Raw genomic sequence first — 21,271 nt, 5'->3', positions numbered from 1 at the left:
TTTTATAGTGCGTATCACCCACCTGAAAATAAGACTAATCTTAAAAATACTTTGTTAATGGTATGGACGCTCCCTTCCTGACCAGGGCAATCGCACCTTCACGTCATAAAGGCGACATGCCCAGCAACTCGGCCAACGCGTCATCACCCCAGCCTGCCCGTTTGCGCCGCACCCGCATGCTTTTCTTGGCCTGATACGGCGAGCTGCGCAGCAGGTTGAGCGCAAATTTCAGCAGCAGCGCAAAATTCTGCGGTCCATGATCTTCGCGCAATGGGCAGTTATCTTCCCGAAAATCACATCCAGACACCAATGCAGGCCATTTTTGATCGCCCAATGACGGCGCACCGCCTGCGCCAGCTCTTCCGCGCTCAACGCGCGCGACGACAAATAATAGCGCTGCTCCAGCGCCGATTGTCCGCGACCATCCAGCCGCACCGAATCCACGCGGCCCACTGTTTGGCAACTGGGCCAGGCCTGAGCGTCGACAATGCCTTCCTCCGGGGCAATCACGACATGTTGCAACACCGTGCGGCCATGCCCCTTTTGCGCGCTGGCCACTCGCTCGGTGGGATGGTCATGCAGCGCACACGCTACGGCCTGGCGCAGCTTGGGCTGGTTCTCCTTCACCGCCAGCAAATAGTCCGCTTTACGCGCCACGATGGTCTGGGCCACCTGTTTACTGGCAGCCCATCGCATCCAGGCTGACCAGACAGCCCTCCACATCCAGCGCAGCCAGCAATGCCGGTATCGCAGTGTTTTCATTGCTTTTGTCAGCAACTTTCTCCTGCCCCAGCGCCAAGCTCAGTTCAGTAGCGAAGGCACTGACCATGTGCACCGGGCTGTGCGCGCCGCGAGCGGTGCCACGCAGGCATTTGCCATCGATGGCGATCTGCTGGAACGAGCCCAGCAGTCCTTGCGTCCAGCTACGGAAGGCGTTCTCGAACTGCTTGGGATCCAGCAGTCGGAACATGCGGTTGATGGTATCGTGAGAAGGAATGCCGTTCTTCAACGGCAGGAAGCGCCGCAGCCAAGCCTCCTTGACCTCCGCCCACTCGACCGCCTCCACAAAACTCTCCGCCCCCGCGAAGATGGCGCACACGGCAATCACCAGAATTTCGTCCAACGGATGGGCAATGTAGCGCCCGGTTCTCGGCTCAGGCACCTCGGCCAAATGTTCCATCAACGTTCTCATCCCGGTAAAACCCGGGAGTTCACCTCAAGTCTGGGCAGGTTGGCAAGTCTGTTTATTTATGACAAGAAGGTGAGATTGCCCTGATGCACATGTGGCTTGCTCAAAAAATAAAATTAAGTCTTTGGTTTAATCTTCCTAATATATACAACTTCGACTCTATCACCAAAAACACCACCAAAGAATTCACCAACTCTGAGCTTGATTTCGAAATCCTCATTTTTCGGTGTATAAACCTGCAGCACAATCCTAACAGGCCAAACCATCTTATTTGATGTCACGACTTTAACAACACAGCCGGGGTAATTCTTTTGCAACCATTCGCGGGCCATCTCTCGCGCAACTCTATCCCTTCGCCCCATCTCAAAATAGATACCATACACAGCAAATGGAATGATAAATAAAACTGGAATTACATTCTGCATCAACATCCCCGGCCACCTTGCTGTAACTTTGCGCGCCCAAAGCACCGGGCTGTCACTCTTTCACCCAGTAACTTGAAGCAATGCATCTTGGTTTCCACCAAGCTGCGGCGATGGTAGCCGCTCCAGCGTTTCCCGATCGCCCTGCCTAGCCGTTTGGTGGCCCGCAGAATCTCGTTTCGAGCCAGCACACCCGGCGAACTTCCTTTCCACGGCCGCGCATTCTTGCGCGTCGGGATGCACCCGATTGCGCCGCGCGCGGCAATCGCCTCATGACATGCCTTGGTATCGAAAGCCCCCTCGCCACTCACGCAGGCTATCGGCTGATCGGCCGGGATTTGCACCAAGAGCGAAGGCAGCATTTGCGCATCGCCCTGGCGCTTGTCTGTCACCTCCATGGCACGGATTTGCAGGGTTTTCGCATCGATGCCCAGATGCACCTTGCGCCATTGCCGGCAGTATTCCGCGCCGTGTTTCTTGGTTTTCCACTCGCCTTCGCCCAGCATCTTGATCCCGGTGCTATCCACCAGAATATGCAACGCGCCTGAACGCTTTTGATAGGGGATGCTGACCTGCAGCATCTGCTGCCGCCTGGACAACGTGCTGTAGTCCGGGACGCTCCAGTCCAGTCCCGCCAACTTGAGCAGGCTTTGAATGAAACCGATGGTCTGCCGCAAAGGCAGTCCAAATAGGTTCTTGATGGTCAGACAGAATTGAATGGCGGCATCGCTATAGGCCTGCGCCCGGCCGCGCTTGCCCTGTCGCGTTGCCCGCCATGACATGCTCGTGTCCAACCAGATGGACAGGGAGCCGCGCTGGATCAGGGCTTGGTTGTAGGCTTTCCAGTTGGCGGTTCGGTAGCGTTTCGGAGCGGGCTTGGTCATACCGCTATCTTACCAAGCCGCTGCGTTGGCAGATTTTTGCACAGAGCTGGTTGGCAAGTCTGTTTGTTTATGACAAAAAGCTGCGATTGCCCTGCTTCCTGACCGGGTAGTCCAATGAAATAGTGCAAACAGGCATGCAGGTCGATGGAGTCATCCTGATAGTCGCTAGCTGGTGAAGAAAATCTGGCCCGGACTGTGGAAGCTGCCAGCGGCAGGATGGCAGGCTGTTGCGAGATAGCGAATGGGAGATTGGTGATCATGAGTGTCGGCAATTTTGAATTTGCACGAATTCAAATCACGCCATGACCTAACACTTGCCGCCAACAAGCATGTTGATAGGCAGTCGACATATGCGGGCCGCAGGCCAGGCTACAGGGCTGCGAACAGCTCTATCATCCGGTATAGTAATCCTCAAGCCTCCTCCCCCAGCAAGCCCAGCAAAACAAATAGGGGGTACAACTGGGGTACCAAATAACTGGCCAATCAATTGAATCCAGTTAAATCAAGGATTTAAGCCGAATATGCTATTAATGATCGACAACTACGACTCCTTCACCTACAACTTGGTCCAGTATTTCGGCGAGCTGGGACAAGAGGTGAAAGTGTTCCGCAATGACGAAATCACCATACAGCAGATCGAAGCGCTGCAACCGCAATATCTGGTGGTATCCCCGGCCCCTGCACGCCCAACGAAGCCGGCGTGTCCGTGCCCGCCATCCTGCACTTCGCCGGCAAGCTGCCCATCATGGGCGTCTGCCTGGGCCACCAGGGCATAGGCCAAGCCTTTGGCGGCAAGGTAGTGCACGCCAAACAGCTGATGCACGGCAAGGTGTCCCCGGTGATGCACCACGATATTGGCATGTTCCGCGGCCTGCCCAATCCGGTCACTTGCACCCGTTACCACTCGCTGGTGATAGAGCGCGAATCGCTGCCGGACTGCCTGGAGATCACCGCCTGGACCGACGACGGCGAAATCATGGGAGTGCGCCACAAGACGCTGCCCATCGAAGGCGTGCAGTTCCACCCGGAATCCATCCTCACCGAGCACGGCCACCGCATGTTGGGCAATTTCCTGAAGGAATTCGCCTGATGCCGGGGCGGTTGACGCTGACCCTCGCCCTGCTGGCCTCGCCGGCATGGGCTGGCGCGCTGGACGACTGCAGCCGAACCCAGGCCGACACCCAGGCCATCGCCTCCTGCCTGAAACAACGCCACGCCGACATCCACCAGCAACTGATCGCACAGGAAGACAAGACTCTGGCGGCGATGCGCCAACTGGACCGCGCCACAGATAACCGCTTTCATGCTGCCCGCGCGTTGCGCCGCGCCCAGCAGACTTACCAGGCGTATCTCCAGCAGCAGTGCGACTGGCTGGCGGCCAGCCACGCCAGCGGTAATGGCGCCGACCGCGCCCGCCTGGCCTGCGAAATCGACCTGGACACGCAAAGGCTGGCCGACCTCGCCCGTCAAGGCACATAGGAATCCATCATCATGATCAGCCCGCAAGTGGCACTGAACCGTCTGATCGACGGCAATGAACTGTTTTACGACGAGATGCTGGACATCATGCGCCAGATCATGCGCGGCGAGCTATCGCCGGCGCAGACCGCGGCCATCCTCATCGGCCTCCGGGTCAAGGTGGAGTCGGTGTCCGAAATCGCCGCGGCGGCCACCGTGATGCGCGAATTCGCCACCCCCGTCCCGGTGGCCGACCGCAGCCATCTGGTCGACACCTGCGGCACTGGCGGCGACAAATCACACACTTTCAACATCTCCACCACCGCGGCCTTTGCTGCCGCCGCCGCCGGGGCTCGCGTCGCCAAGCATGGCGGCCGATCGGTATCGTCCAGTTCTGGCAGCGCCGATGTGCTGGAGCGGCTGGGCGTCAACCTGGCGCTTACGCCGGAACAGGCCGGCCGTTGCATCGACGAAATCGGCCTTGGCTTCATGTTCGCGCCCAACCACCACAGCGCGATGAAACATGTTGCGCCGATACGCAAGGAACTGGGCGCGCGCACCATCTTCAACATTCTGGGGCCGCTGACTAACCCGGCCAATGCCGACAAGCAGCTGATGGGTGTGTTCCACCCCGACCTGGTCGGCATCCAGTCACGGGTGCTGAAACAGCTTGGCAGCCAGCACGTGATGATAGTGCATGGCTGCGACGGCCTGGACGAATTGACACTATCCGGCCCCACCATGGTGGCCGAACTGAAAAACGGCGAGATACTGGAATATCAGCTGGAGCCGGAGGAATTCGGCCTGATGCGCTGCGAGCTGAAAGACCTGCGCGCCGACACCGCGGAACAATCCCGGCTGCGCCTGCTGTCGGTGCTGAACGGGGAGCCGGGCCCGGCCCGCGACATCGTGCTGTTCAATGCCGGGGCCGCGATATATACCGCCGATATCGCCCCAAGCCTGGCCGACGGTGTTACCATGGCGCGCGAAGCGTTGGACAGCGGCAAGGCGCGCCAAAAGCTGGACCAGCTGGTTGCCCTGAGCCGGCAACTTGGCAGCTGAATCCCGACAAGACGGCGGCCAATCAAGACGGTGCCGCCCTTCAAACACTATCGACCGTAACAAACCATCATGAACAAACTATCCAAAGACATCTTCAAAGCCTATGACATCCGCGGCATCGTCGGCAAAACCCTGACCGCCGCCGTTGCGCACCAGATTGGCCAGGCAGTGGGGTCGGAAGCGCTTGCCCGCAAGGTGCAGGCCATAGTGGTGGGGCGTGATGGTCGGCTGTCCGGCCCTGAACTGTGCGAAGCGCTGGCGAACGGCATCCGCGCCGCGGGGGTGGACGTCATCGACGTGGGCCGCGTGGCCACTCCCATGCTGTATTTCGCCGCCCACCAGTTGGGCACCCTATCCGGCGTGATGGTCACCGGTAGCCACAATCCGCCTGACTACAACGGCTTCAAGATGATGTTGGCCGGCGACACGCTGGCCGGCGACGACATCCAGAAGCTGTACCAGCGCATTGTCGACGGCGATCTCAGCCAGGGCGAAGGCGGCTATCGCACCGAGGATGTCGCTGAAGCCTACTTCGAACGCATCACCTCGGACATCAAGCTGGAGCGCCCGATGAACATCGTGGTGGACTGCGGCAATGGCGTGGCAGGTGCCTTCGCCCCGCTGCTGTACCGCCGCCTGGGATGCAAGGTGCGCGAGCTGTTCTGCGATGTGGACGGCAACTTCCCCAACCACCACCCGGATCCGGCCAAGCCAGAAAACTTGAAAGACGTGATCGAAGCGCTGCAAAAGACCGACGCCGAGATCGGTCTGGCCTTCGATGGCGACGGCGACCGCCTGGGCGTGGTCACCAAGAACGGCAACATCATCTGGCCGGACCGCCAGCTGATGCTGTATGCCGCCGACGTGCTGGAGCGCAATCCCAAGGCCAAGATCATCTTCGATGTGAAGTCCACCCGTCTGCTCAAACCTTGGATCAAGCAAAACGGCGGCGTGCCGGTGATGGCGCGCACCGGTCACAGCTTCATCAAGGCCAAGATCAAGGAAACCGGCGCGCTACTGGCCGGCGAGATGAGCGGCCACGTGTTCTTCAAGGAGCGCTGGTACGGCTTCGACGACGGCATCTACACCGGCGCCCGCCTGCTGGAAGTGCTGTCGCGGGTGGAGGATCCGAGCGAGCTGCTGAACGCCCTGCCCAACGCGGTATCCACCCCTGAGCTAAACCTCAAAATGGCGAAGGAAGGCGAAAACCACGCGCTGATCGCCAAGTTGCAGGAATCGGCCAAATTCGACGGCGCCGAAGAGGTCAATACCCTCGACGGCCTGCGAGTGGAGTACAAGGACGGCTTCGGCCTGGCCCGCGCCTCCAACACCACCCCGGTGATCGTGCTGCGCTTCGAGGCCGACACCGAAGAGGCCCTGGAGAGGATCAAAGGCGACTTCCGCCGCGTGCTGGGCACCGCCACCAGCGCCAAGCTGCCGTTCTGAACCTGAACGCCGCAGGATGAAATACCAGGGGACATGGGCCAACCATGTCCTCCTTGCATTGAAAGGAAACCCATGTACCAACAGGCTGCCAGCCACTTCACCACCGTGCGCGACCTGCTGCGCTTCGCCGTATCGCGTTTCAACGAAGCCGAACTCACCTACGGCCATGGCACCCACAACGCCCACGACGAAGCGGCCTACTTGATCCTGACCGCGCTGCAACTGCCGATCGAACAGCTTGACCCCTATCTGGACGCCAAGCTTCTGCCGTCCGAGATAGCGGAAGTGCTGGAATTGATCCGCCGCCGCGCCGAAGAGCATGTTCCGGTGGCCTACCTCACCCACGAGGCCTGGCAGGGCGAATTCAGCTTCTACGTCGACGAGCGCGTGCTGGTGCCGCGCTCCTTCATCTATGAACTCCTGGGCGAACCGCTGGAGCCATGGATCGAACACCCGGAACTGGTACACCGCGCGCTGGACCTGTGTACCGGCTCCGGTTGCCTGGCCATCCAGCTGGCCCACCACTACCCCGATGCCGAAGTCGACGCGGTGGACATCTCGCTGGACGCGCTGGAAGTGGCGTCGATCAATGTCGAGCATTACGGCCTGCAAGACCGGATCAACCTGATCCATACCGACATGTTCGAGGGCATAGAGGACAAGTACGACCTGATTATCTCCAACCCTCCCTATGTCGACGCCGAATCGGTGGAGACGCTGCCCGAGGAATACCTGCACGAACCGGAAATCGCGCTGGGCTCGGGCGAGGATGGTCTGGACGCCACCCGCGAGATCCTGCGCCGCGCGCCGGACTTCCTCAACGAGCGCGGCGTGCTGATGGTGGAGATCGGCCACAACCGCGACATGCTGGAAGAGTGCTTCCCCACCCTGCCCTTCATGTGGATGGAAACCCAGAGCGGCGACGGCTTCGTCTTCCTGCTGACGCGCGAAGATTTGGTATCAGCTAAAATCTAAACAGACCGAAAAGCCGCCAAACTAAAGGGTTTGGCGGCTTTTTTCATTCCATCCCGGTTCGGGCTGGAACAGTGACAACCTGGGGTGTCGCGGGGTACATTTGGGGGAACAACAGGGGGTATCTGAAAAAATACCCCGTTCTTCCGAGGTGAACACATGCCGCTAACAAAGCTGGAAATCGACCGGATCACGCCAGGCGAAAAACAAGTGAAAGTCACGGATGGCCAGGGCCTTTACTTGCTGGTCATGCCCAATGCCGCAAAATACTGGCGCCTGAAATACCGTTTTGCAGGCAAGGAAAAGGTTCTTGCCCTGGGTGTCTATCCAGAAGTGTCGCTCAAGGAAGCGCGGCTGAAGCGAGACGAGGCACGCCGCCTGCTGGCTCAGGGAGAAGACCCTGGCGAACAAAAAAAGAAGAACGCACGCAAGCAACTGGTCGAAGCCTCCTCCACCTTCCAAGCCGTCGCCCAGGAATGGTGGAACAAAATGTCTGCGGAATGGGCGCCCACTCATGCAACCGGGGTCTGGCGCTCACTGGAAATCCACCTCTTCCCCAAGCTTGGCGACCGTCCGATCCGTGACATCAGCGCAATGGACTTGCTGCTCGTCCTGCAATCTGTTGAAAAACAGGGACTGCACGACACGGCAAACCGACTTCGTGAACGCTGCAATGCCATCTGGCGAAGAGCGGTCAAAACAGGCCGGGCCGCGGCCAACCCTGCTGCAGACCTTGCTGGCGAACTGATCACCCCCATCACAAAGCCACAGCCATCCTTAACGCGCGAGGAGTTGCCAGCCTTCCTCGTCGCCTTGGGCACTAACGAACACATCTCGCTGCAAACCAAATACTTGATCAAGCTCGTCATGATCTGCTTCACCCGGATAGGTGAAACGGTCCAGGCGAAATGGGATGACTTCGATCTGGATAAAGCCATTTGGACCATCCCGCCGGAGACCCGAAAGCTGAAGCGAGTGCTCAAAGCCGCCGCCGCACCCCACATCGTCCCTCTTCCTTCTCAAGCGGTAGACATCCTAAGGCAGTTGCACATGCACCGTGTAGAGGGAAATGATTTCGTCTTCCCCAGTTTCTTCTATCGCGGCCGGCATATGAGCAAAGCCACACTGCTCAAGGCATTCGAACGCATGGGGTATAGCGGCAAAAATACGGAAAATGGGCATGTAGTCACCCACGGCTTCCGCGCCACCGCTTCCACCATTCTGAATGAAGCCGGCTTCAACCCCGATGCCATCGAGCGGCAGCTGTCTCACAAGGAACCAAACCAAGTACGGGCCGCCTACAATCGCGCTCAATACATGGAAGAGCGCCGGACAATGCTGCAAAGCTGGGCCGACTACCTCGACAAAGTCGAACAAGGGGGAGATACCACGCTGCTGGCTGCCATGCATGCATAGCGCGCATGAAAGCGCATGAGCCAGGGGCGGCCCGCCATCCGGCGATAGCACCGCATGGCGGGCCTTTGTGGGCCGTTCATGCAGGTGCATGATTTCCCGCACATGAAGCGCGGGGGCGAGGCGGGGCTTCGATTGCGCGCGCAGGGTGCTGGCAACCCTTCCTGCCTGGTTTGCCAGGGGGATACATAAGCCTTTTCACATATAATGCGCCCTTTGCCTGCCACTTCCATGAAGCGAATCATCCGCCTCGGCGACCCGACCGACCACGGTGGGAACGTCGTCAGCGCCAGCAGCACAACAACCATGTTTGGCAAAGCCGTCGCGCTGGTTGGCGACTCCGTCAGTTGCCCGAAGCAAGGCCACGTCAACTGCACCATCGTAGAAGGCGACCCATCATGGACAATAGGCGGCAAAGGTGTCGCCCTGGAGGGCCATAAAGTCAGCTGCGGCGCGACCCTCATCAGCACCATGGGCGAGGTGGGCCGAAATTATGAGGGCAGCGGATCGGCGTCAACAGGAGCTTCCACCGCTGGGACTGTGGCTGCGGCTGCGGCTGCGGCCGCCGCTACCGCTCCTGCTGCGGCGGCGACCACTGTCACAGCCTTTGACGAACAAATTCGTTTCTTCACGGCTGATCGCAATGCCCTGGCCGATACCCGTTACAAACTGACGCTTGAAGACGGAAGTACCGTCGAAGGGACAACCGACTCAGCCGGCAAGACAGAGCGGATCGCGACCGACAAAGCCACTGCCATTACCTGCGCCGAGTTCTACCCGGACACCGTCTACAGCTGCGCCTGCCAGATAGAACACATGTGCGAGACTGGAGGCCGCGGACCCGCGCCGGCTCTAAAAGCTGACCTCAGCGGCATCAAAACAAACCCGCAGGCTATTGGTTCATCTACGGTAAATCACACGCTGCCCAAGGCAACGGACACGCGGGGCATGACGCCAGGCGAGATTGCGATGGCGCGGACCGTCTTCAAGAACTCTCTGGATTACAGCAAGGTCAAAATCCACCGCGGTGGCCTGTTTGGCCAGCCAAACCGTTCAGGAAACGCCATGACACCCAAGGGTGAAATACACTTCCCTGACGACTCTTTCCGGCCTGACTTCTCGATAGAAAGTGATAGCGATAAGGTATGGTTCATCCACGAAATGACCCACGTCTGGCAGTACCAACTTGGCTACAACGTGGTATTCGGTGGGGCGGTGATTGGCATGAAAGGCGGGTATTCGGATGATGGCAAGCGCGGTCCCTCACCCGCCTACCGCTATAACCTCGCAGGCCAAGATAAGGGTAAGGCCATGCCAGACTTCAATATGGAACAGCAAGGAGAGCTGGTTTCACACTATTTCGGAGCAACCCAACTTGGCATAGATAGGGACGCCAATGCTTTGGCGCGAGCACTCGGTGGCTTCTTGACGAACCCGGCAAACCCTAGTCTCCTACCAGCAACAACAAAGATTGAACCATGATGAAATTACTACTTCTGGCAGGGCTGATACTGGCTGGTAACTCTTGGGCCATGTCCAAGCCTTACGACGCTGAGGCCACCGCTGTAATGAAAGACGGCAAGCCTTGCTTCTACTTGAAAACGCCGATAGAAGGTGACACACCCGACTACCTAAAAGGGCAAGGAGTATCTGCCGAAGTTTTCAATGAAACACAACATCGCTATATGTGGAAGTCTTGGTACAAAACCACGCTGAAAACGCCGCCTACATCACCACAGACATGCATTTCTTACGGTACAAAATCGCCAGACAAAAACCGGATGCTGGCCCTGCCACTGACCAACGACACCGCCTATATCTTCGACATGTTTGGCGAGTACGGCCGGAACCGACTCTACTTCTGCATCAAGAAGGACGCCCAAGGGAAAGACTACCTGTCCAAGTCTGGCCCGCAGGCGAACTGTTCGACTGACCCGCTATAACTCGCTGGGAGCCAACGCATCAAGGCACCCTGTAGCCCCACAAAAAAGCCCCGCATCGCGGGGCTTAGTTTTGGATCCTCTGTTCGCTCACGCCTGGGAAGCCAAAACACGGCTCAAACTGAGCTACTTTCTACTGAGCCGATCATAAGAAAAACAGGTGCGTCTACTCGCCCCCATCTGGGTCGCTAGCGCGGCCTCTTGCACGCTGACGAAGTCCAGCATTGATATGCTGGGCCAAGATACACCTTGCATAGCTCATGGATACGGGCGCAGTGCCAATCGTAGAGATCACTGCGCGCCACACTCCATTCACAATCCTACCCACAGGCAATGATTTGGCACTGCCTTGGAAAGGTGGGTCAAATAGGAACATCAACCCAGGCACGGTGGGCAGCTCAAACAGAACTGGCTCACGTCCCTGAATCAACTTGATTTCAGCAGGTTCAAGCAGCAGTTCTACTTGCCAATGATCTAGTTCAAAATCCAGTGACCTTGATATTTCCAACCACATATAGTGCCGACCTTCCTGTAGAAGTAAGACTTTTCCACCGAAATATCGATCAGCGCGAGTTGCATCTGCCTGCTCTGTTTAAGAGTCAAAAACAGAGAAAGGCAACGCAACGCCTCCAAACCCAGCGCTCTGGTGTCAGGCCATTGCAACAGAAAAATAATCGACTCTATAGTGACATCATCGACCATGGCTGGCTCCTTGTCTCCTCTTTGTTTCTTAGTAGCACCACTTAGCATCGACCGCTTGAAATATCTGCCTAAATTTTATAACTTTCCGTACAGGCACCAGCCTGGTGTAACATGAGGAAAGGTATCAAATGCAAATTATGTTTGAAGGTGGGCTATTTAAAGCTGATGGATACCAAAGTTTCCTAAACCAGCAAGGCCCAACAGAACTTTATACTTTAACTAAAGAGAATCTCTCATTTTCCTTAGAAATTACACGATCTGCCTCAAACCCGATCACCGACAAGAAAGGTCAAGTCCTTATCCAATCCGCCCCCTCCGGCCTACTAGTTAAAATATTTGAAGTCAACCCAACATCAGAAAATAGTAAACATGTTTTAAGAGGAAGCATTTTTATGGGCCATCCCATGGGACATCTCGATATCGCGGACTATGCCTCGGATGTACTGCGCCATGACGAGTAACACCGTTATAGACAAACTAAAGCCCCGCCGTTGCGGGGCTTCATCTTTGACATGCAACACGCTCACGTCTGCATAGCCAGCGCATACGGTCCAAACTGGATCACCTTCTCCCCTGCCCACTCGTTGACCTCCTCCAGCCGCATCATCAGCGGCTTGATTTCGTTTTCATAGAACACGCTGGCCGCCTTGTTGGCGTCGCCGAAGCCGCCGGTATTACTGGGGATGACACCCATCAGCTGCGGCGGCACCCGGTGCGCCGCCAGCACGTCGTCGCGTGTGATGTTCTTGATGTTCAAGAACTCGTCCTTGGCCGCCACCTCCGCCAGCGGAATGATCTGTATCCCGTCCTTCTTGCCGTTGGGCGCGTACATGAACACGTTCCGGAAATTGCCCGGTCCCTTGCTGTCCTTCAGCGCCTTGCGCATCGCGTCGACGTCCTCCTCTTTTTGCGCGGGGTCCGTCATGTACATGATGAAACCGGCGTGACTGCCATTCAGGTAATACTTGCGGCGGAACAGCGTGGCCGACTCGTTCAGCCAGGCCGATTGCAGCGCGGCCAGATATTCCGGCAGGCCGTACACCTCCTGATTGATATCCGGCTCCAGCAGGTGGAACACCTCGCCCAGCGCCTGCTCTTGATCGTAGCCCGGCACCCACCAGAAGCCGGCCAGGTCCTTGGCGCGCCGCACGTACTTGGCCAGCGCCGGCTTCAGCTCCAGCACCCCGCCCAGGCGGTGGCGCCGCTTTTCCAGATAGCCGTTGCCGAACACCAAGAAGTCCATCACCAGGCTGGCGAACGCCGCCCGGCTCAGCAGCGGATGGGGCTGGAAGGTGCTGACCAGCACATTGCGCTTCACCGCCAAGGCGCTGGCATGGTGGACATTGGCCCGCAGGCTGCGCGCCAGGCCGTCCCAGGCGATGGGCGGCTCATACCACTTGCCGGCGTCGGTGCATTGCAGGTAATCCATGATCTCGCGCCGGTCCAGCATCGGCACCGGCTCGCCGAAGCTGAACGCCTGCATGCTGCCGGCCTCCGCCGGCGCGGCGGCCATCGTGGTGGATCGGACGGCGGGTTTCTTGTGGCGTCGGGACATTAGCAGAACTCCATGAAGCTGGAGTTAGCCGCGGTGGCCCCCTCCAGCGGTTCGTTGAATAGGGCGTGCATGGTTGCCCACGCCAGATCGGCGTGGCTGGTTTCTTCCGAGCGGCCGGCAGCGAAGGTGATGGCGCGGCCGCTGGCGGTGGTGGTTTTCTTGATCGCCAGGAAGCTGGCGGCAATGTCGTTGTGGCTGGCGTCGAACTGGAGCCGGCCATTGTGGATCACGTCCAAGGCTTTCAGCACCAGGCGGGTTTTCACCTCCGGGCTGTACTGGAACCCCACCGCGTCCGGGCGGAACTGCTTCACCAGCTGGAACACCCCGGTCCCTAGGCCGGTGGTGTCGATGCCGATGTACGCGACGTTGAAGCGCTGGCACTGCTGACGGATGAAATCCGCCTGGCCGGCAAAGTCCATGCCCTTGAACTGCGAGCGCTCCAGCACGCGGAACGGGCCGCCCGGCGCGGCCGGCGGCGCCAGCACAACCAGCGCGGCGCTGTCGCCGGTATGGCTCGGGTCATAGCCCAGCCAGACCGGACGGTTGCCGAATGGCCGCGCGGCGAACGGCTTGTAGTCGTCCCACTCGTCCCAGGCATCCACCATGCAGCGTTGCAGCGCCGCGAACGAGAACACGCTGGCGCCGTCGTCGATGAACTGGCACATGAACAGCTGCAAGAACTCTTCCGGGCTGTACTCCAGCCGCAACTGGTCCACATCGAACAGATCGCAGCCGCCGGCCAGCGCATCCAAGATGGTGACGATCTGGCGCCAGCGGCCATCCGGCCCGCGCCCGCCGCCGGCCAGAGCCTGATGCGAGACATCGAGCCGGATGTGTTCGGCCTTGGGCCGGCCCTTGTTGAACGCCTCGCCGGTCCAGACCCGGTATGCCTCGTGCGACATGGCCGAAGGGGTGGAGAAGTAGGTCTGGCGGTATTGCTTCTGCGAGGCCATCGCGCTGGCCAGCTTGCGCAGTTCCAGAAAGCGCGGAATCCAGAAGTATTCATCGACATACAGATCGCCATGGCGGCCCTGGGCGGTGCGGCTGTTGGTCCCCAGGAAGCTGAGTTCCGCGCCGTTGCCAAGCTTGATTACCTCGCCCTTCAGCTCAACGCCGGCCACCTCTTTGACGAAGTCCACGATGTAGCTGCGGAACTGGAACGCCTGGGCCTTGGACGCGGATAGGAAAATCTGATTGCGGCCGGTCTCCAGCGCGGTAATCAGCGCCTCATGCGCAAAGTAATAGGTGGCGCCGATCTGGCGGGATTTCAGAATGTCGCGGATGCGCTCGGTTTGGCCGGCGCGATACCAGTTCTTCTGGTAGCCGTACATCCGGTCCATGAACGCCGCCACCAGCTGGGCTTGCATCTCCTCGCTGATCGCGTTTTTTTCGGGCGGCTTCTTCGGCCCGGCATTGCGCGCGGCGATGTTCGGGTTCAAATCGGTTTCGCGCCCGGTCTGCTGATACTTGCCCACCCGCGCCAGCCGCTCCACCTGGCGGCCGAGCAGGTCGATTTCCTTGAAGTCGATCCCCTCCTTGCGCTCCTTCAGGATCAACTGTTGCAAGCGGGTTTCTATCGCGCAGCCGATGCGCTCCGCCGGGTCCGAGTCGTCCCAGCCGTCGCGTCGTTTCCAGCTGTGCACCGTGCTGGACTTCGCGCCCACATGCTCGGCAATGCGCGCAATGCGCCAGCCCTGCCAGTAGAGCGCGCGCGCCACTCGGCGCGGGTCCATATCGTCGGGAATCGGGAGTTTTGAGTTCATGCCGGGCAGTGTGCCGCGCGCCGGCCAGCCTTTCGCCGCCGGCCGGTTGTGCCGGTTCGCCACACAACAGCCACCGATGGCGGGCCGCCCGCGAGGGCTGGATTATGGGCGCATCGCCACCACCGACACCCTCGTAAGGACACCCAACACATGGCAAGAGCAAAGAAATTCCGCGTCGCCACCGAAGGCGCCACCACCGACGGCCGCAACATCGAACGCAGCTGGCTGGAACAGATCGCCGCCAACTACAACCCAGCCACCTACGGCGCCCGCGTCAACATGGAACACATCAAGGCCTACACCGCAGATAGCCCGTTCAAGCGCTATGGCGACGTACTGGAAGTCTCCACCGAAGAAGTAGACGGCAAGCTGGCGCTATTCGCCGTGATTGATCCCACCGACGAACTAGTGGCGATGAATAAGGCCCGGCAGAAGGTGTACTGCTCCATCGAGGTGAACCCCAACTTTGCCGACTCTGGTGAAGCGTATCTGGTGGGCCTGGCCGTCACCGACGACCCGGCCAGCCTGGGCTGCGAGATGCTGCAATTCTGCGCCCACGCCAAAGCCAGCCCGCTGGCGCGCTACAAGCAGCAGCCGGCAAACCTGTTCACCGAGGCGATGGAATTCACGCTGGAGCTGGAAGAAGAGAACAAGCCCAGCCTCAACCTGTTCGCCAGGGTCAAGGAACTGCTGGCCGGCAAGGGCAAGACCGACGCCGCCCAATTCGCCGACATCGGCCAGGCGGTAGAGACCGTTGCCGCGTCTCAACGCGACCTGCTGGACAAGTTCGCCACCCTGGGCCACCAGCAGGGGGAACTCCAATCCTTCAAAACCCAGCTGGCCACCCTCAGCGCCGACCACGCCGCACTGGTGCAGAAACTCAGCCAGCAGCCCAGCACCCAGCCGCGCACCACCGCCACCGGCGGCAACGCCGAAGTCGTCACCGACTGCTAAGCCCCCAACACTACACCGGAGCCAAAATGAAGAACGCAACCCGCAACGCCTTTGACCAGCTGCTGGACCAGATCGCCAAGCTGAACAACGTCAGTACCCAAGCGGTCACCAAAAATTTCGCGGTTGCCCCGTCCGTCCAGCAGAAGCTGGAAAACCGCATCCAAGAAACCAGCGAGTTCCTGACCCGCATCAACATCATCGGCGTGGACGAGCAGGAAGGCGAAAAGCTGGGCCTGGGCCTGATGGGCACCGTGGCCGGCCGCACCAAGGTGACGCCGACCAACCCGCGCCGCCCCGCGCAACCTGACCGACCTGAACAGCCAGCGCTACCGCTGCGAGCAAACCGAGTTCGACACCGCCATCCCGTATGCGCAAATCGATATGTGGGCCAAGTTCCCGGACTTCCAGACGCGCATCCGCGACCTAATCGTCAAGCAGCAAGGCTTGGACCGCATGATGATCGGTTTCAACGGTGTCGCCGCGGCGCCGCAGACTGACCGCGACAAATTCCCGCTGCTGCAGGACGTCAACAAAGGCTGGCTACAGCAGTACCGCGACAACGCCAAGGCGCGCGTCATGGCCAGCGGCGACAAGAAAGACGGCAAGGTGCTGGTGGGCCATGGCGGCGACTACGCCAACCTCGACGCGCTGGTGATGGACGCCGTGGCCAGCCTGATCGACCCGACCCTGCAGGGCCACCCCGACTTGGTGGTGATCCTGGGCCGCGACCTGCTGCATGACAAGTATTTCCCCATCGTCAATCAAGACCAAAAACCGACCGAGCAACTGGCCGCCGACATCGTCATCAGCCAGAAACGCATCGGCAATCTGCCGGCCGTTACCGTGCCCTTCTTCCCCGCCAGCACCATGCTGATTACCACGCTGGCCAATCTGTCGATCTACTTCCAGAACGGCAGCCGCCGCCGCCATCTGCGCGAAGAGCCGGACTTCAATCAGGTGGCCAACTACGAGAGCAGCAACGACGCCTACGTGGTGGAGCGCTACGAGGCCGGCTGCGTGATTGAAAACATCGAGCAGCTGCCGCCCCCGCCGCCGCAAGCAAAGGACGAGGCCGACAAATGACCAGCCCCGCCGCGCCCACTTCCTGCGCGTGACGGCGGCCGAGGCTTCGGCTTCGGCCGCCGGCGGGCTGGAACACTGCACCGGCTATGAGCTGATGCTGCACAAGCTGGCCGAGACCGCCGCCGCCTGAAACAGGTGCAGTCGATGGAACGCAAGGCCGAGGTCAAGCGCGAGATCCTGCCCGACTACCTGCCGTGGGTGGAGGGCGCGCTGTCCGGCGGCAAGGGCCAGCCCGATGAAGTGCTGGTGACGGTGATGCTGTGGCGCATCGACGCCGGCGACTACGGCGGCGCGCTGGATATCGCCGAGTACGTGCTGGCGCACGGCCTGCCGCTGCCCGACCGGTTCAATCGCACCACCGCCACCATCGCCGAGGAAATCGCCGACGCCGCCAAGCGCGCCCGCGTTGGCGGCGAGTCTTTTGCTTGCCAGGTGCTGACCTACACCGCCGAGCTGACCGACGGCCACGACATGCCCGACCAGTGCGCGCCAAGTTGCACAAGGAAAGCGGTCTGGCCATCGAGGCCGCCGACCCGGCCGCGGCGCTGGAACATCTACGCCGCCCCAGCAGCTGGACGGCAACGCCGGCGTCAAAAAAGACATCGAGCGCGTCATCCGCACCCTGAAAAACACTGTCCCGCCGCCCGATGGCGGCGAGGCATAACCGAGCCCCGCGCGACTGACGGCAGGGGTGGACGCCAGGCATTGCGCCGACAGCCGAAGCCCCTCCACCGTCACCCAGCCCAGGACACACCATGATCATCAAGCACTGCCCCGGCCACCGCTGCGCCCATCGCCAACGATGGCCAGCCGATCAAGGCCGCTTACTTCTGGCCGGAGATCGACCCGGCCCACGCCCGCGCCGCCATGCGGCTGGACGGCACCGTCACCGCGCCGCGGCTGCGCCATGCGCTGGTGGAGGCCGTCGCCGGCGTCAATCAAGAGCTGAGCGGCTGGCGGCAAATCCGCACCGCCGCCGGCGCCAGCCAGCTAGCCGAGGTGGCGGCCGAACAGATCGACGGCGAGTCGGTGCTGGTGCAGCGCTGGCGCCGCGCGGTCTACGCCACCGCGCCGCCGAGCTGGCCGAGCGCTACCGCAGCTTTGACACCACCGGCGCCGGCCGCCAGCGCGCCGACGATCTGGACAGCACCGCCGACGACCTGCGCGCCGATGCCCGCCCGCCATTCGCGCCATTTTGGCGGTGGGCCGCGCCACGGTGGAACTGATCTGATGCGCGCCATCCGCGCCGACCAGGGCGACACCGTGGACGCCATCGCCTGGCGCGCCTACGGCACAACCCGCGGCGTAGTGGAGCGGATTCTCAGCGCCAACCCCGGACTGGCCGACCTGGGCGCGGTGCTGCCCATGGGAACGCTGGTGCAGCTGCCCGACTTGCCGGCCGACCCCGCGCCGGCGCAAACCCTCATCAACCTATGGGACTGAATCACATGGCCGAACCCGTAAGCAGTACCGCCACCACCGCCACCCTGGCCGCCGTCGCCGGGCTGGCCCTGTTCCCCGGCATCGACGCCGCCACCGTTTTGGGAGCCTTCCCGGCGCCGCGGTGTTCGTGCTGAGTTCCGACAGCCTGGGCCTGGCCAAGCGCGCGATGTTCTTCATCGCCAGCTTCATCGCCGGTTGTCTGGCCGCCGCCTCCGTCGCCGGCCTGCTGGCCAAATGGATGCCGATCGAGGCGAGCCCCGGCGTCGGCGCGCTGATCGCCGCCGCCCTGCCGTCAAGGTGTGTACCTGATCCGCCTGGCCGACGACCCGGCAAGGCGTTGCGCACGCTGAAAGGGGGCGGCCAATGATCGCCCATGCCCACATCGTGCTGGCCGGCGCCCTTGCCTGGTCCTGCTGGCCTTCCAGCGCGGCGACAGCCAGCACCGCCCCATTGCCAGCCTGTTGGCTTACCTGCTGATCGTCGCCGCCGGCGCGGTGGCGGTGCTGCGCCTGTTCGGCCTGCCGCAGCTGGCCGACGGCCCGCAGCTGTTTCTCAACGCCGTATGGCTGCTGGCGTTGCTGGCCCAGCGCGGCAACGTGGTGGAGCTGTTCCGCGCCAGCGGCCCGCGCCAATCGCGGCTGGCCATCCTGCTGAGGAGGGAGACATGGATCTGATCTTGAAGAAGGGCGACCACGGCCAGGCGGTGCAAGACCTGCAAGCCCAGCTCCGCGCCCAGGGCGCAGCGCTGGCGATAGATGGCTGGTTTGGCGAAGCCACCGAAACCGCCATCGCCCAGGCGCAGCGCCGCGCCGGGCTGGTGGTGGACGGCATCGCCGGCCGCAAGACCTTGGCGGCGCTGCGCGGCGTACGCGACCCGCCCGGCTGACCGAAGCCGACCTGCAGGCCGCCGCCGACGCCTGGGCGTGGCGCTGCCAGCATCAAGGCTATCCACGCGGTGGAGTCGCGTGGCAGCGGATTTCAGGCCGATGGCCGGCCCGTCATCCTGCTGGAACGGCATGTCGCCTACCAGCGCGCCGGCGTCGCCCACCAAGATGCGGCACAGCTGGCCACCCGTTATCCGGCCATCTGCAATCCCGCCCGCGCGGCTACGCCGGCGGCGCGGCCGAGTGGGTGCGCTTCGCCAGCCTGGCGGCGGTGGCCGGCGACCTTGTCGCCATCGAGTCTTGCAGCTGGGGGCTATTCCAGATCATGGGCTATCACTGGCAGCGGCTGGGCTACGCCAGCGCCGCAACATTCCGCGCCGCGATGGAATCGGGCGAGGCCGCCCAGCTGGAAGCCTTCGCCCGTTTCATCGAAGCCGAGCCGGCGCTGCTCAAGGCCCTGCAGGCCAAGCGCTGGGCCGACGTGGCCAAGCTCTACAACGGCCCGGCCTACAAGGAAAACCTCTACGAAGCAAGCTGGCGGCGGCCTACGCCCGCGCGGAAAGGCTGGCCGCATGATGGCCGCCCTCGCCCCGCTACGTCGGCACTCTGCTGATCGCGCTGGCGCTGCTCGCCGGCTTCACGCTGTGGCAGCAGCGCGGCCAGCTCCAGCGCCAGGCCGCAGAGCTGGCCACCGCACGCAAGACAGCGCCCGCTTGGCCACGCTCAACCAGCTGCAAGCCGAGCAGCTGGCGGCCCAGGCTATCGACATCAAGTTGCAGGCCGCCGCCAGCCGCGAGCTGGCCGAACAGGTGGCCGCCCTATCCCGTAAACACGCCGCCGCCGCGGCCAAACTGGAGGCCGCCATCCATGCCACGCCTGCCGCCGCTGCCTGGGGCAGCGCTGCTATTCCTGCTGACCTTGCCCGCCTGTTCGACACCACCGCGCCAGCCGGCGCCGCGCCCGCTGCTGCTGCAACGCTGCCCGGCGGTGACGGCCTGTCCGCTGCCGGCGCTGGCGCCAACCACCAACCAGCAACTGGCCGACAGCTGGCAGCAGCACCGGGCGGCGCTTGAGTCCTGCGCCGCGCAGATCGATCACATCATCCATTGCCAACAGTACACGCCATGACCGATTTCTACGACCGCGCCCAGGCGCTGGAACAACTCCAGCGCGATGCCGCGCTGGCCCGCCAGCTCGCCAACATCACCCACCGCGCCAGCCTCAGCCATTGCGAGGATTGCGCCGAGCCGATACCCGACGCCCGCCAACGCATCGTCGCCGGCTGCTCGCGCTGCGTGCAGTGCCAACAGGAGTTCGAACGCTATGAACAAGCCCGCTAGCCTGCGCCAGGCGCTGGAAGCGGCGCTGCCGGAGCTGCGCGACAACCCCGACCGGCTGCTGATGTTCATTGAAGATGGCGGCATCGTCGCCGCCCCCGGCCGGCTGTCGTTCGGCTACCGCTACACCGTCAAACTGATCATCACCGACTACGCCGGCCACCTCGACCAGCTCATCATCCCGCTGCGCGGCTGGATCGAAGCCAACGAGCCGCCGCTGATCCAGAACCCGGAACGGCTGGAAAAAGGATTCCGCTTTGAAGCCGAGCTGACCAGCCTAGCCGCGATGGATGTGCAAATCACGCTCCAACTGACCGAAGGGGTCAAAGTTCAGACAGAGGCAGACGGCAGCATTACCGCCACCCACCGCGGCGAGCCGCCCGAGCCATGGGCCTGGGATATCACGGTGAAAAATGAACATGATGCAGCTTGAAACCGAGCTGTCCGGCCTGTTGCAGCGGGTGGAGCCGGCGGCCCGCCGCGCGCTGGCCCGCGACATCGCCAAAGCGCTGCGCGCCAGCCAGCAGCAACGCATCCGCGACCAGCTCAACCCGGACGGCAGCGAGTTCGCGCCACGCAAGCCGCAATTCCGCGCAAAGAAGGGCAAAATCCGCCGCCAGATGTTCAGCAAGTTGCGCGCCGCCAAGTGGCTGAAGGTGGAAGCCACCACCAACGGCGCCGCCGTTGCTTTCGTCGGCCAGGTGGAACGCATCGCCCGCGTCCATCAATACGGCCTGCGCGACCGCGTCAGCCGGCGCAGCCGC

23 protein-coding genes and 7 pseudogenes are annotated in these 21,271 nt (G+C 61.6%); 23 read left to right on the top strand and 7 right to left on the bottom strand.

Going from position 1 to position 21,271, the window contains the following annotated elements; genetic code table 11:
- Positions 1 to 103 precede the first annotated feature (103 nt).
- The 4 genes and pseudogenes from BI344_RS23980 to BI344_RS23970 all read right to left on the bottom strand — a co-directional run bounded on the left by BI344_RS23980 (position 104) and on the right by BI344_RS23970 (position 2,755).
- Positions 104 to 1,180: pseudogene (locus BI344_RS23980) on the bottom strand (ISAs1 family transposase).
- 125 nt (positions 1,181 to 1,305) lie between these two features.
- Entirely contained in the window at positions 1,306 to 1,620 is a 315-nt protein-coding gene (locus tag BI344_RS23975) for a hypothetical protein (protein WP_139167002.1), read from the bottom strand.
- Positions 1,621 to 1,646: 26 nt separating this feature from the next.
- Positions 1,647 to 2,495 (bottom strand): annotated as a pseudogene (locus tag BI344_RS12795) (IS5 family transposase); the annotation flags it as partial.
- Positions 2,492 to 2,755, bottom strand: coding sequence for a S24/S26 family peptidase (locus BI344_RS23970; protein WP_139167001.1), 264 nt, complete (start codon positions 2,753 to 2,755; stop codon positions 2,492 to 2,494). The gene BI344_RS23970 and the pseudogene BI344_RS12795, both read right to left, overlap by 4 nt.
- A 261-nt stretch (positions 2,756 to 3,016) precedes the next feature.
- On the opposite strand from BI344_RS23970, the pseudogene BI344_RS12790 reads away from it, so the two are divergent.
- The 8 genes and pseudogenes from BI344_RS12790 (at position 3,017) to BI344_RS12755 (ending at position 10,789) form a co-directional block, all read left to right on the top strand.
- Positions 3,017 to 3,585 (top strand): annotated as a pseudogene (locus tag BI344_RS12790) (aminodeoxychorismate/anthranilate synthase component II).
- The gene (locus tag BI344_RS12785; RefSeq protein ID WP_071113312.1) at positions 3,585 to 3,974 is read left to right on the top strand and encodes a lysozyme inhibitor LprI family protein; all 390 of its coding nucleotides are present in this window, start codon (positions 3,585 to 3,587) and stop codon (positions 3,972 to 3,974) included. The pseudogene BI344_RS12790 and the gene BI344_RS12785 overlap by 1 nt, the downstream one beginning before the upstream one ends.
- Positions 3,975 to 3,986: 12 nt before the next feature.
- On the top strand, positions 3,987 to 5,015 hold the full coding sequence (gene trpD / locus BI344_RS12780) for an anthranilate phosphoribosyltransferase (RefSeq protein ID WP_071113311.1): 1,029 nt from the start codon (positions 3,987 to 3,989) through the stop codon (positions 5,013 to 5,015).
- 69 nt (positions 5,016 to 5,084) lie between these two features.
- The gene (locus tag BI344_RS12775; RefSeq protein WP_071113310.1) at positions 5,085 to 6,461 is read left to right on the top strand and encodes a phosphomannomutase/phosphoglucomutase; all 1,377 of its coding nucleotides are present in this window, start codon (positions 5,085 to 5,087) and stop codon (positions 6,459 to 6,461) included.
- A 72-nt stretch (positions 6,462 to 6,533) separates the two neighbouring features.
- Entirely contained in the window at positions 6,534 to 7,436 is a 903-nt protein-coding gene (gene prmB, locus BI344_RS12770; protein WP_071113309.1) for a 50S ribosomal protein L3 N(5)-glutamine methyltransferase, read from the top strand.
- 156 nt (positions 7,437 to 7,592) lie between these two features.
- On the top strand, positions 7,593 to 8,849 hold the full coding sequence (locus tag BI344_RS12765) for a tyrosine-type recombinase/integrase (protein ID WP_071113308.1): 1,257 nt from the start codon (positions 7,593 to 7,595) through the stop codon (positions 8,847 to 8,849).
- 228 nt (positions 8,850 to 9,077) lie between these two features.
- Complete coding sequence (locus tag BI344_RS22995; protein ID WP_083370200.1) at positions 9,078 to 10,328, top strand: PAAR domain-containing protein; 1,251 nt, start codon at positions 9,078 to 9,080, stop codon at positions 10,326 to 10,328.
- A complete protein-coding gene (locus BI344_RS12755; RefSeq protein ID WP_139167000.1) occupies positions 10,325 to 10,789 on the top strand; it encodes a hypothetical protein in 465 nt (154 codons plus the stop codon). The genes BI344_RS22995 and BI344_RS12755 overlap by 4 nt, the downstream gene beginning before the upstream one ends.
- Positions 10,790 to 11,260: 471 nt before the next feature.
- On the opposite strand, the gene BI344_RS12750 is transcribed toward BI344_RS12755, so the two are convergent.
- The gene (locus tag BI344_RS12750) at positions 11,261 to 11,488 is read right to left on the bottom strand and encodes a hypothetical protein (protein WP_071113306.1); all 228 of its coding nucleotides are present in this window, start codon (positions 11,486 to 11,488) and stop codon (positions 11,261 to 11,263) included.
- Positions 11,489 to 11,616: 128 nt separating this feature from the next.
- Between BI344_RS12750 and BI344_RS23965 the strand changes: the two genes are divergently transcribed.
- Entirely contained in the window at positions 11,617 to 11,949 is a 333-nt protein-coding gene (locus BI344_RS23965; protein ID WP_139166999.1) for a hypothetical protein, read from the top strand.
- Positions 11,950 to 12,011: 62 nt separating this feature from the next.
- Here BI344_RS23965 and BI344_RS12745 read toward each other — a convergent pair whose 3' ends face one another.
- Together BI344_RS12745 and BI344_RS12740 are read right to left on the bottom strand one after the other, a co-directional pair.
- Positions 12,012 to 13,043 carry a phage portal protein gene (locus BI344_RS12745; RefSeq protein ID WP_071112871.1) on the bottom strand — a complete coding sequence of 344 codons (1,032 nt, stop codon included), beginning with the start codon at positions 13,041 to 13,043 and terminating at the stop codon, positions 12,012 to 12,014.
- Positions 13,043 to 14,806, bottom strand: coding sequence for a terminase ATPase subunit family protein (locus BI344_RS12740; RefSeq protein WP_071113339.1), 1,764 nt, complete (start codon positions 14,804 to 14,806; stop codon positions 13,043 to 13,045). The genes BI344_RS12745 and BI344_RS12740 overlap by 1 nt, the downstream gene beginning before the upstream one ends.
- A 150-nt stretch (positions 14,807 to 14,956) precedes the next feature.
- On the opposite strand from BI344_RS12740, the gene BI344_RS12735 reads away from it, so the two are divergent.
- From BI344_RS12735 to BI344_RS12685, 14 genes and pseudogenes are all read left to right on the top strand, one after another.
- The gene (locus BI344_RS12735) at positions 14,957 to 15,760 is read left to right on the top strand and encodes a GPO family capsid scaffolding protein (protein WP_071113199.1); all 804 of its coding nucleotides are present in this window, start codon (positions 14,957 to 14,959) and stop codon (positions 15,758 to 15,760) included.
- A 26-nt stretch (positions 15,761 to 15,786) separates the two neighbouring features.
- Positions 15,787 to 16,011 (top strand): annotated as a pseudogene (locus BI344_RS25320) (P2 family phage major capsid protein); the annotation flags it as partial.
- 52 nt (positions 16,012 to 16,063) lie between these two features.
- Positions 16,064 to 16,843: a phage major capsid protein, P2 family gene (locus BI344_RS12730; RefSeq protein WP_338152215.1), complete on the top strand. Its 780-nt coding sequence runs from the start codon at positions 16,064 to 16,066 to the stop codon at positions 16,841 to 16,843.
- A gap of 144 nt (positions 16,844 to 16,987) precedes the next feature.
- Positions 16,988 to 17,602, top strand: coding sequence for a phage terminase small subunit (locus BI344_RS12725; RefSeq protein ID WP_206600391.1), 615 nt, complete (start codon positions 16,988 to 16,990; stop codon positions 17,600 to 17,602).
- Between the two features lie 108 nt (positions 17,603 to 17,710).
- A pseudogene (locus BI344_RS22990) lies at positions 17,711 to 18,069 on the top strand (head completion/stabilization protein).
- Positions 18,014 to 18,286, top strand: a complete 273-nt coding sequence (locus BI344_RS12720) for a tail protein X (RefSeq protein ID WP_420912612.1) — start codon at positions 18,014 to 18,016, stop codon at positions 18,284 to 18,286. The pseudogene BI344_RS22990 and the gene BI344_RS12720 overlap by 56 nt, the downstream one beginning before the upstream one ends.
- Positions 18,277 to 18,653, top strand: a pseudogene (locus BI344_RS26175) (putative holin). Before BI344_RS12720 ends, BI344_RS26175 begins: the two are co-directional and overlap by 10 nt.
- 37 nt (positions 18,654 to 18,690) lie before the next feature.
- The gene (locus tag BI344_RS12710; RefSeq protein ID WP_083370199.1) at positions 18,691 to 18,960 is read left to right on the top strand and encodes a phage holin family protein; all 270 of its coding nucleotides are present in this window, start codon (positions 18,691 to 18,693) and stop codon (positions 18,958 to 18,960) included.
- Positions 18,951 to 19,172 (top strand): peptidoglycan-binding domain-containing protein, encoded by a 222-nt coding sequence (locus BI344_RS24885; protein WP_206600390.1) that lies wholly within the window; start codon positions 18,951 to 18,953, stop codon positions 19,170 to 19,172. The genes BI344_RS12710 and BI344_RS24885 overlap by 10 nt, the downstream gene beginning before the upstream one ends.
- A 69-nt stretch (positions 19,173 to 19,241) precedes the next feature.
- Positions 19,242 to 19,783 (top strand): annotated as a pseudogene (locus BI344_RS24880) (N-acetylmuramidase family protein).
- Positions 19,784 to 20,037: 254 nt separating this feature from the next.
- Complete coding sequence (gene lysC, locus BI344_RS26170) at positions 20,038 to 20,298, top strand: Rz1-like lysis system protein LysC (RefSeq protein WP_071113304.1); 261 nt, start codon at positions 20,038 to 20,040, stop codon at positions 20,296 to 20,298.
- On the top strand, positions 20,295 to 20,510 hold the full coding sequence (locus tag BI344_RS12695) for a TraR/DksA family transcriptional regulator (protein ID WP_071112861.1): 216 nt from the start codon (positions 20,295 to 20,297) through the stop codon (positions 20,508 to 20,510). Before lysC ends, BI344_RS12695 begins: the two co-directional genes overlap by 4 nt.
- A complete protein-coding gene (locus BI344_RS12690; protein ID WP_071112860.1) occupies positions 20,494 to 20,940 on the top strand; it encodes a phage tail protein in 447 nt (148 codons plus the stop codon). Before BI344_RS12695 ends, BI344_RS12690 begins: the two co-directional genes overlap by 17 nt.
- A partial coding sequence (locus BI344_RS12685; RefSeq protein WP_071113303.1) for a phage virion morphogenesis protein occupies positions 20,927 to 21,271 on the top strand: 345 nt, incomplete at its 3' end. The genes BI344_RS12690 and BI344_RS12685, both read left to right, overlap by 14 nt.

The organism is Chromobacterium sphagni (assembly GCF_001855555.1).
Classification (GTDB): domain Bacteria; phylum Pseudomonadota; class Gammaproteobacteria; order Burkholderiales; family Chromobacteriaceae; genus Chromobacterium; species Chromobacterium sphagni.
This window is presented reverse-complemented; position numbering and strand designations above follow the sequence as displayed.

What these genes read in the sequence shown, in the direction of transcription:
- BI344_RS23975 (WP_139167002.1), bottom strand. Translation starts at nt 1,620, where the DNA reads ATGTTGATGCAGAATGTAATTCCAGTTTTATTTATCATTCCATTTGCT.
- BI344_RS23970 (WP_139167001.1), bottom strand. Translation starts at nt 2,755, where the DNA reads ATGATCACCAATCTCCCATTCGCTATCTCGCAACAGCCTGCCATCCTG.
- BI344_RS12785 (WP_071113312.1), top strand. Translation starts at nt 3,585, where the DNA reads ATGCCGGGGCGGTTGACGCTGACCCTCGCCCTGCTGGCCTCGCCGGCA.
- trpD (WP_071113311.1), top strand. Translation starts at nt 3,987, where the DNA reads ATGATCAGCCCGCAAGTGGCACTGAACCGTCTGATCGACGGCAATGAA.
- BI344_RS12775 (WP_071113310.1), top strand. Translation starts at nt 5,085, where the DNA reads ATGAACAAACTATCCAAAGACATCTTCAAAGCCTATGACATCCGCGGC.
- prmB (WP_071113309.1), top strand. Translation starts at nt 6,534, where the DNA reads ATGTACCAACAGGCTGCCAGCCACTTCACCACCGTGCGCGACCTGCTG.
- BI344_RS12765 (WP_071113308.1), top strand. Translation starts at nt 7,593, where the DNA reads ATGCCGCTAACAAAGCTGGAAATCGACCGGATCACGCCAGGCGAAAAA.
- BI344_RS22995 (WP_083370200.1), top strand. Translation starts at nt 9,078, where the DNA reads ATGAAGCGAATCATCCGCCTCGGCGACCCGACCGACCACGGTGGGAAC.
- BI344_RS12755 (WP_139167000.1), top strand. Translation starts at nt 10,325, where the DNA reads ATGATGAAATTACTACTTCTGGCAGGGCTGATACTGGCTGGTAACTCT.
- BI344_RS12750 (WP_071113306.1), bottom strand. Translation starts at nt 11,488, where the DNA reads ATGGTCGATGATGTCACTATAGAGTCGATTATTTTTCTGTTGCAATGG.
- BI344_RS23965 (WP_139166999.1), top strand. Translation starts at nt 11,617, where the DNA reads ATGCAAATTATGTTTGAAGGTGGGCTATTTAAAGCTGATGGATACCAA.
- BI344_RS12745 (WP_071112871.1), bottom strand. Translation starts at nt 13,043, where the DNA reads ATGTCCCGACGCCACAAGAAACCCGCCGTCCGATCCACCACGATGGCC.
- BI344_RS12740 (WP_071113339.1), bottom strand. Translation starts at nt 14,806, where the DNA reads ATGAACTCAAAACTCCCGATTCCCGACGATATGGACCCGCGCCGAGTG.
- BI344_RS12735 (WP_071113199.1), top strand. Translation starts at nt 14,957, where the DNA reads ATGGCAAGAGCAAAGAAATTCCGCGTCGCCACCGAAGGCGCCACCACC.
- BI344_RS12725 (WP_206600391.1), top strand. Translation starts at nt 16,988, where the DNA reads ATGGAACGCAAGGCCGAGGTCAAGCGCGAGATCCTGCCCGACTACCTG.
- BI344_RS12720 (WP_420912612.1), top strand. Translation starts at nt 18,014, where the DNA reads ATGCCCGCCCGCCATTCGCGCCATTTTGGCGGTGGGCCGCGCCACGGT.
- BI344_RS24885 (WP_206600390.1), top strand. Translation starts at nt 18,951, where the DNA reads ATGGATCTGATCTTGAAGAAGGGCGACCACGGCCAGGCGGTGCAAGAC.
- lysC (WP_071113304.1), top strand. Translation starts at nt 20,038, where the DNA reads ATGCCACGCCTGCCGCCGCTGCCTGGGGCAGCGCTGCTATTCCTGCTG.
- BI344_RS12695 (WP_071112861.1), top strand. Translation starts at nt 20,295, where the DNA reads ATGACCGATTTCTACGACCGCGCCCAGGCGCTGGAACAACTCCAGCGC.
- BI344_RS12690 (WP_071112860.1), top strand. Translation starts at nt 20,494, where the DNA reads ATGAACAAGCCCGCTAGCCTGCGCCAGGCGCTGGAAGCGGCGCTGCCG.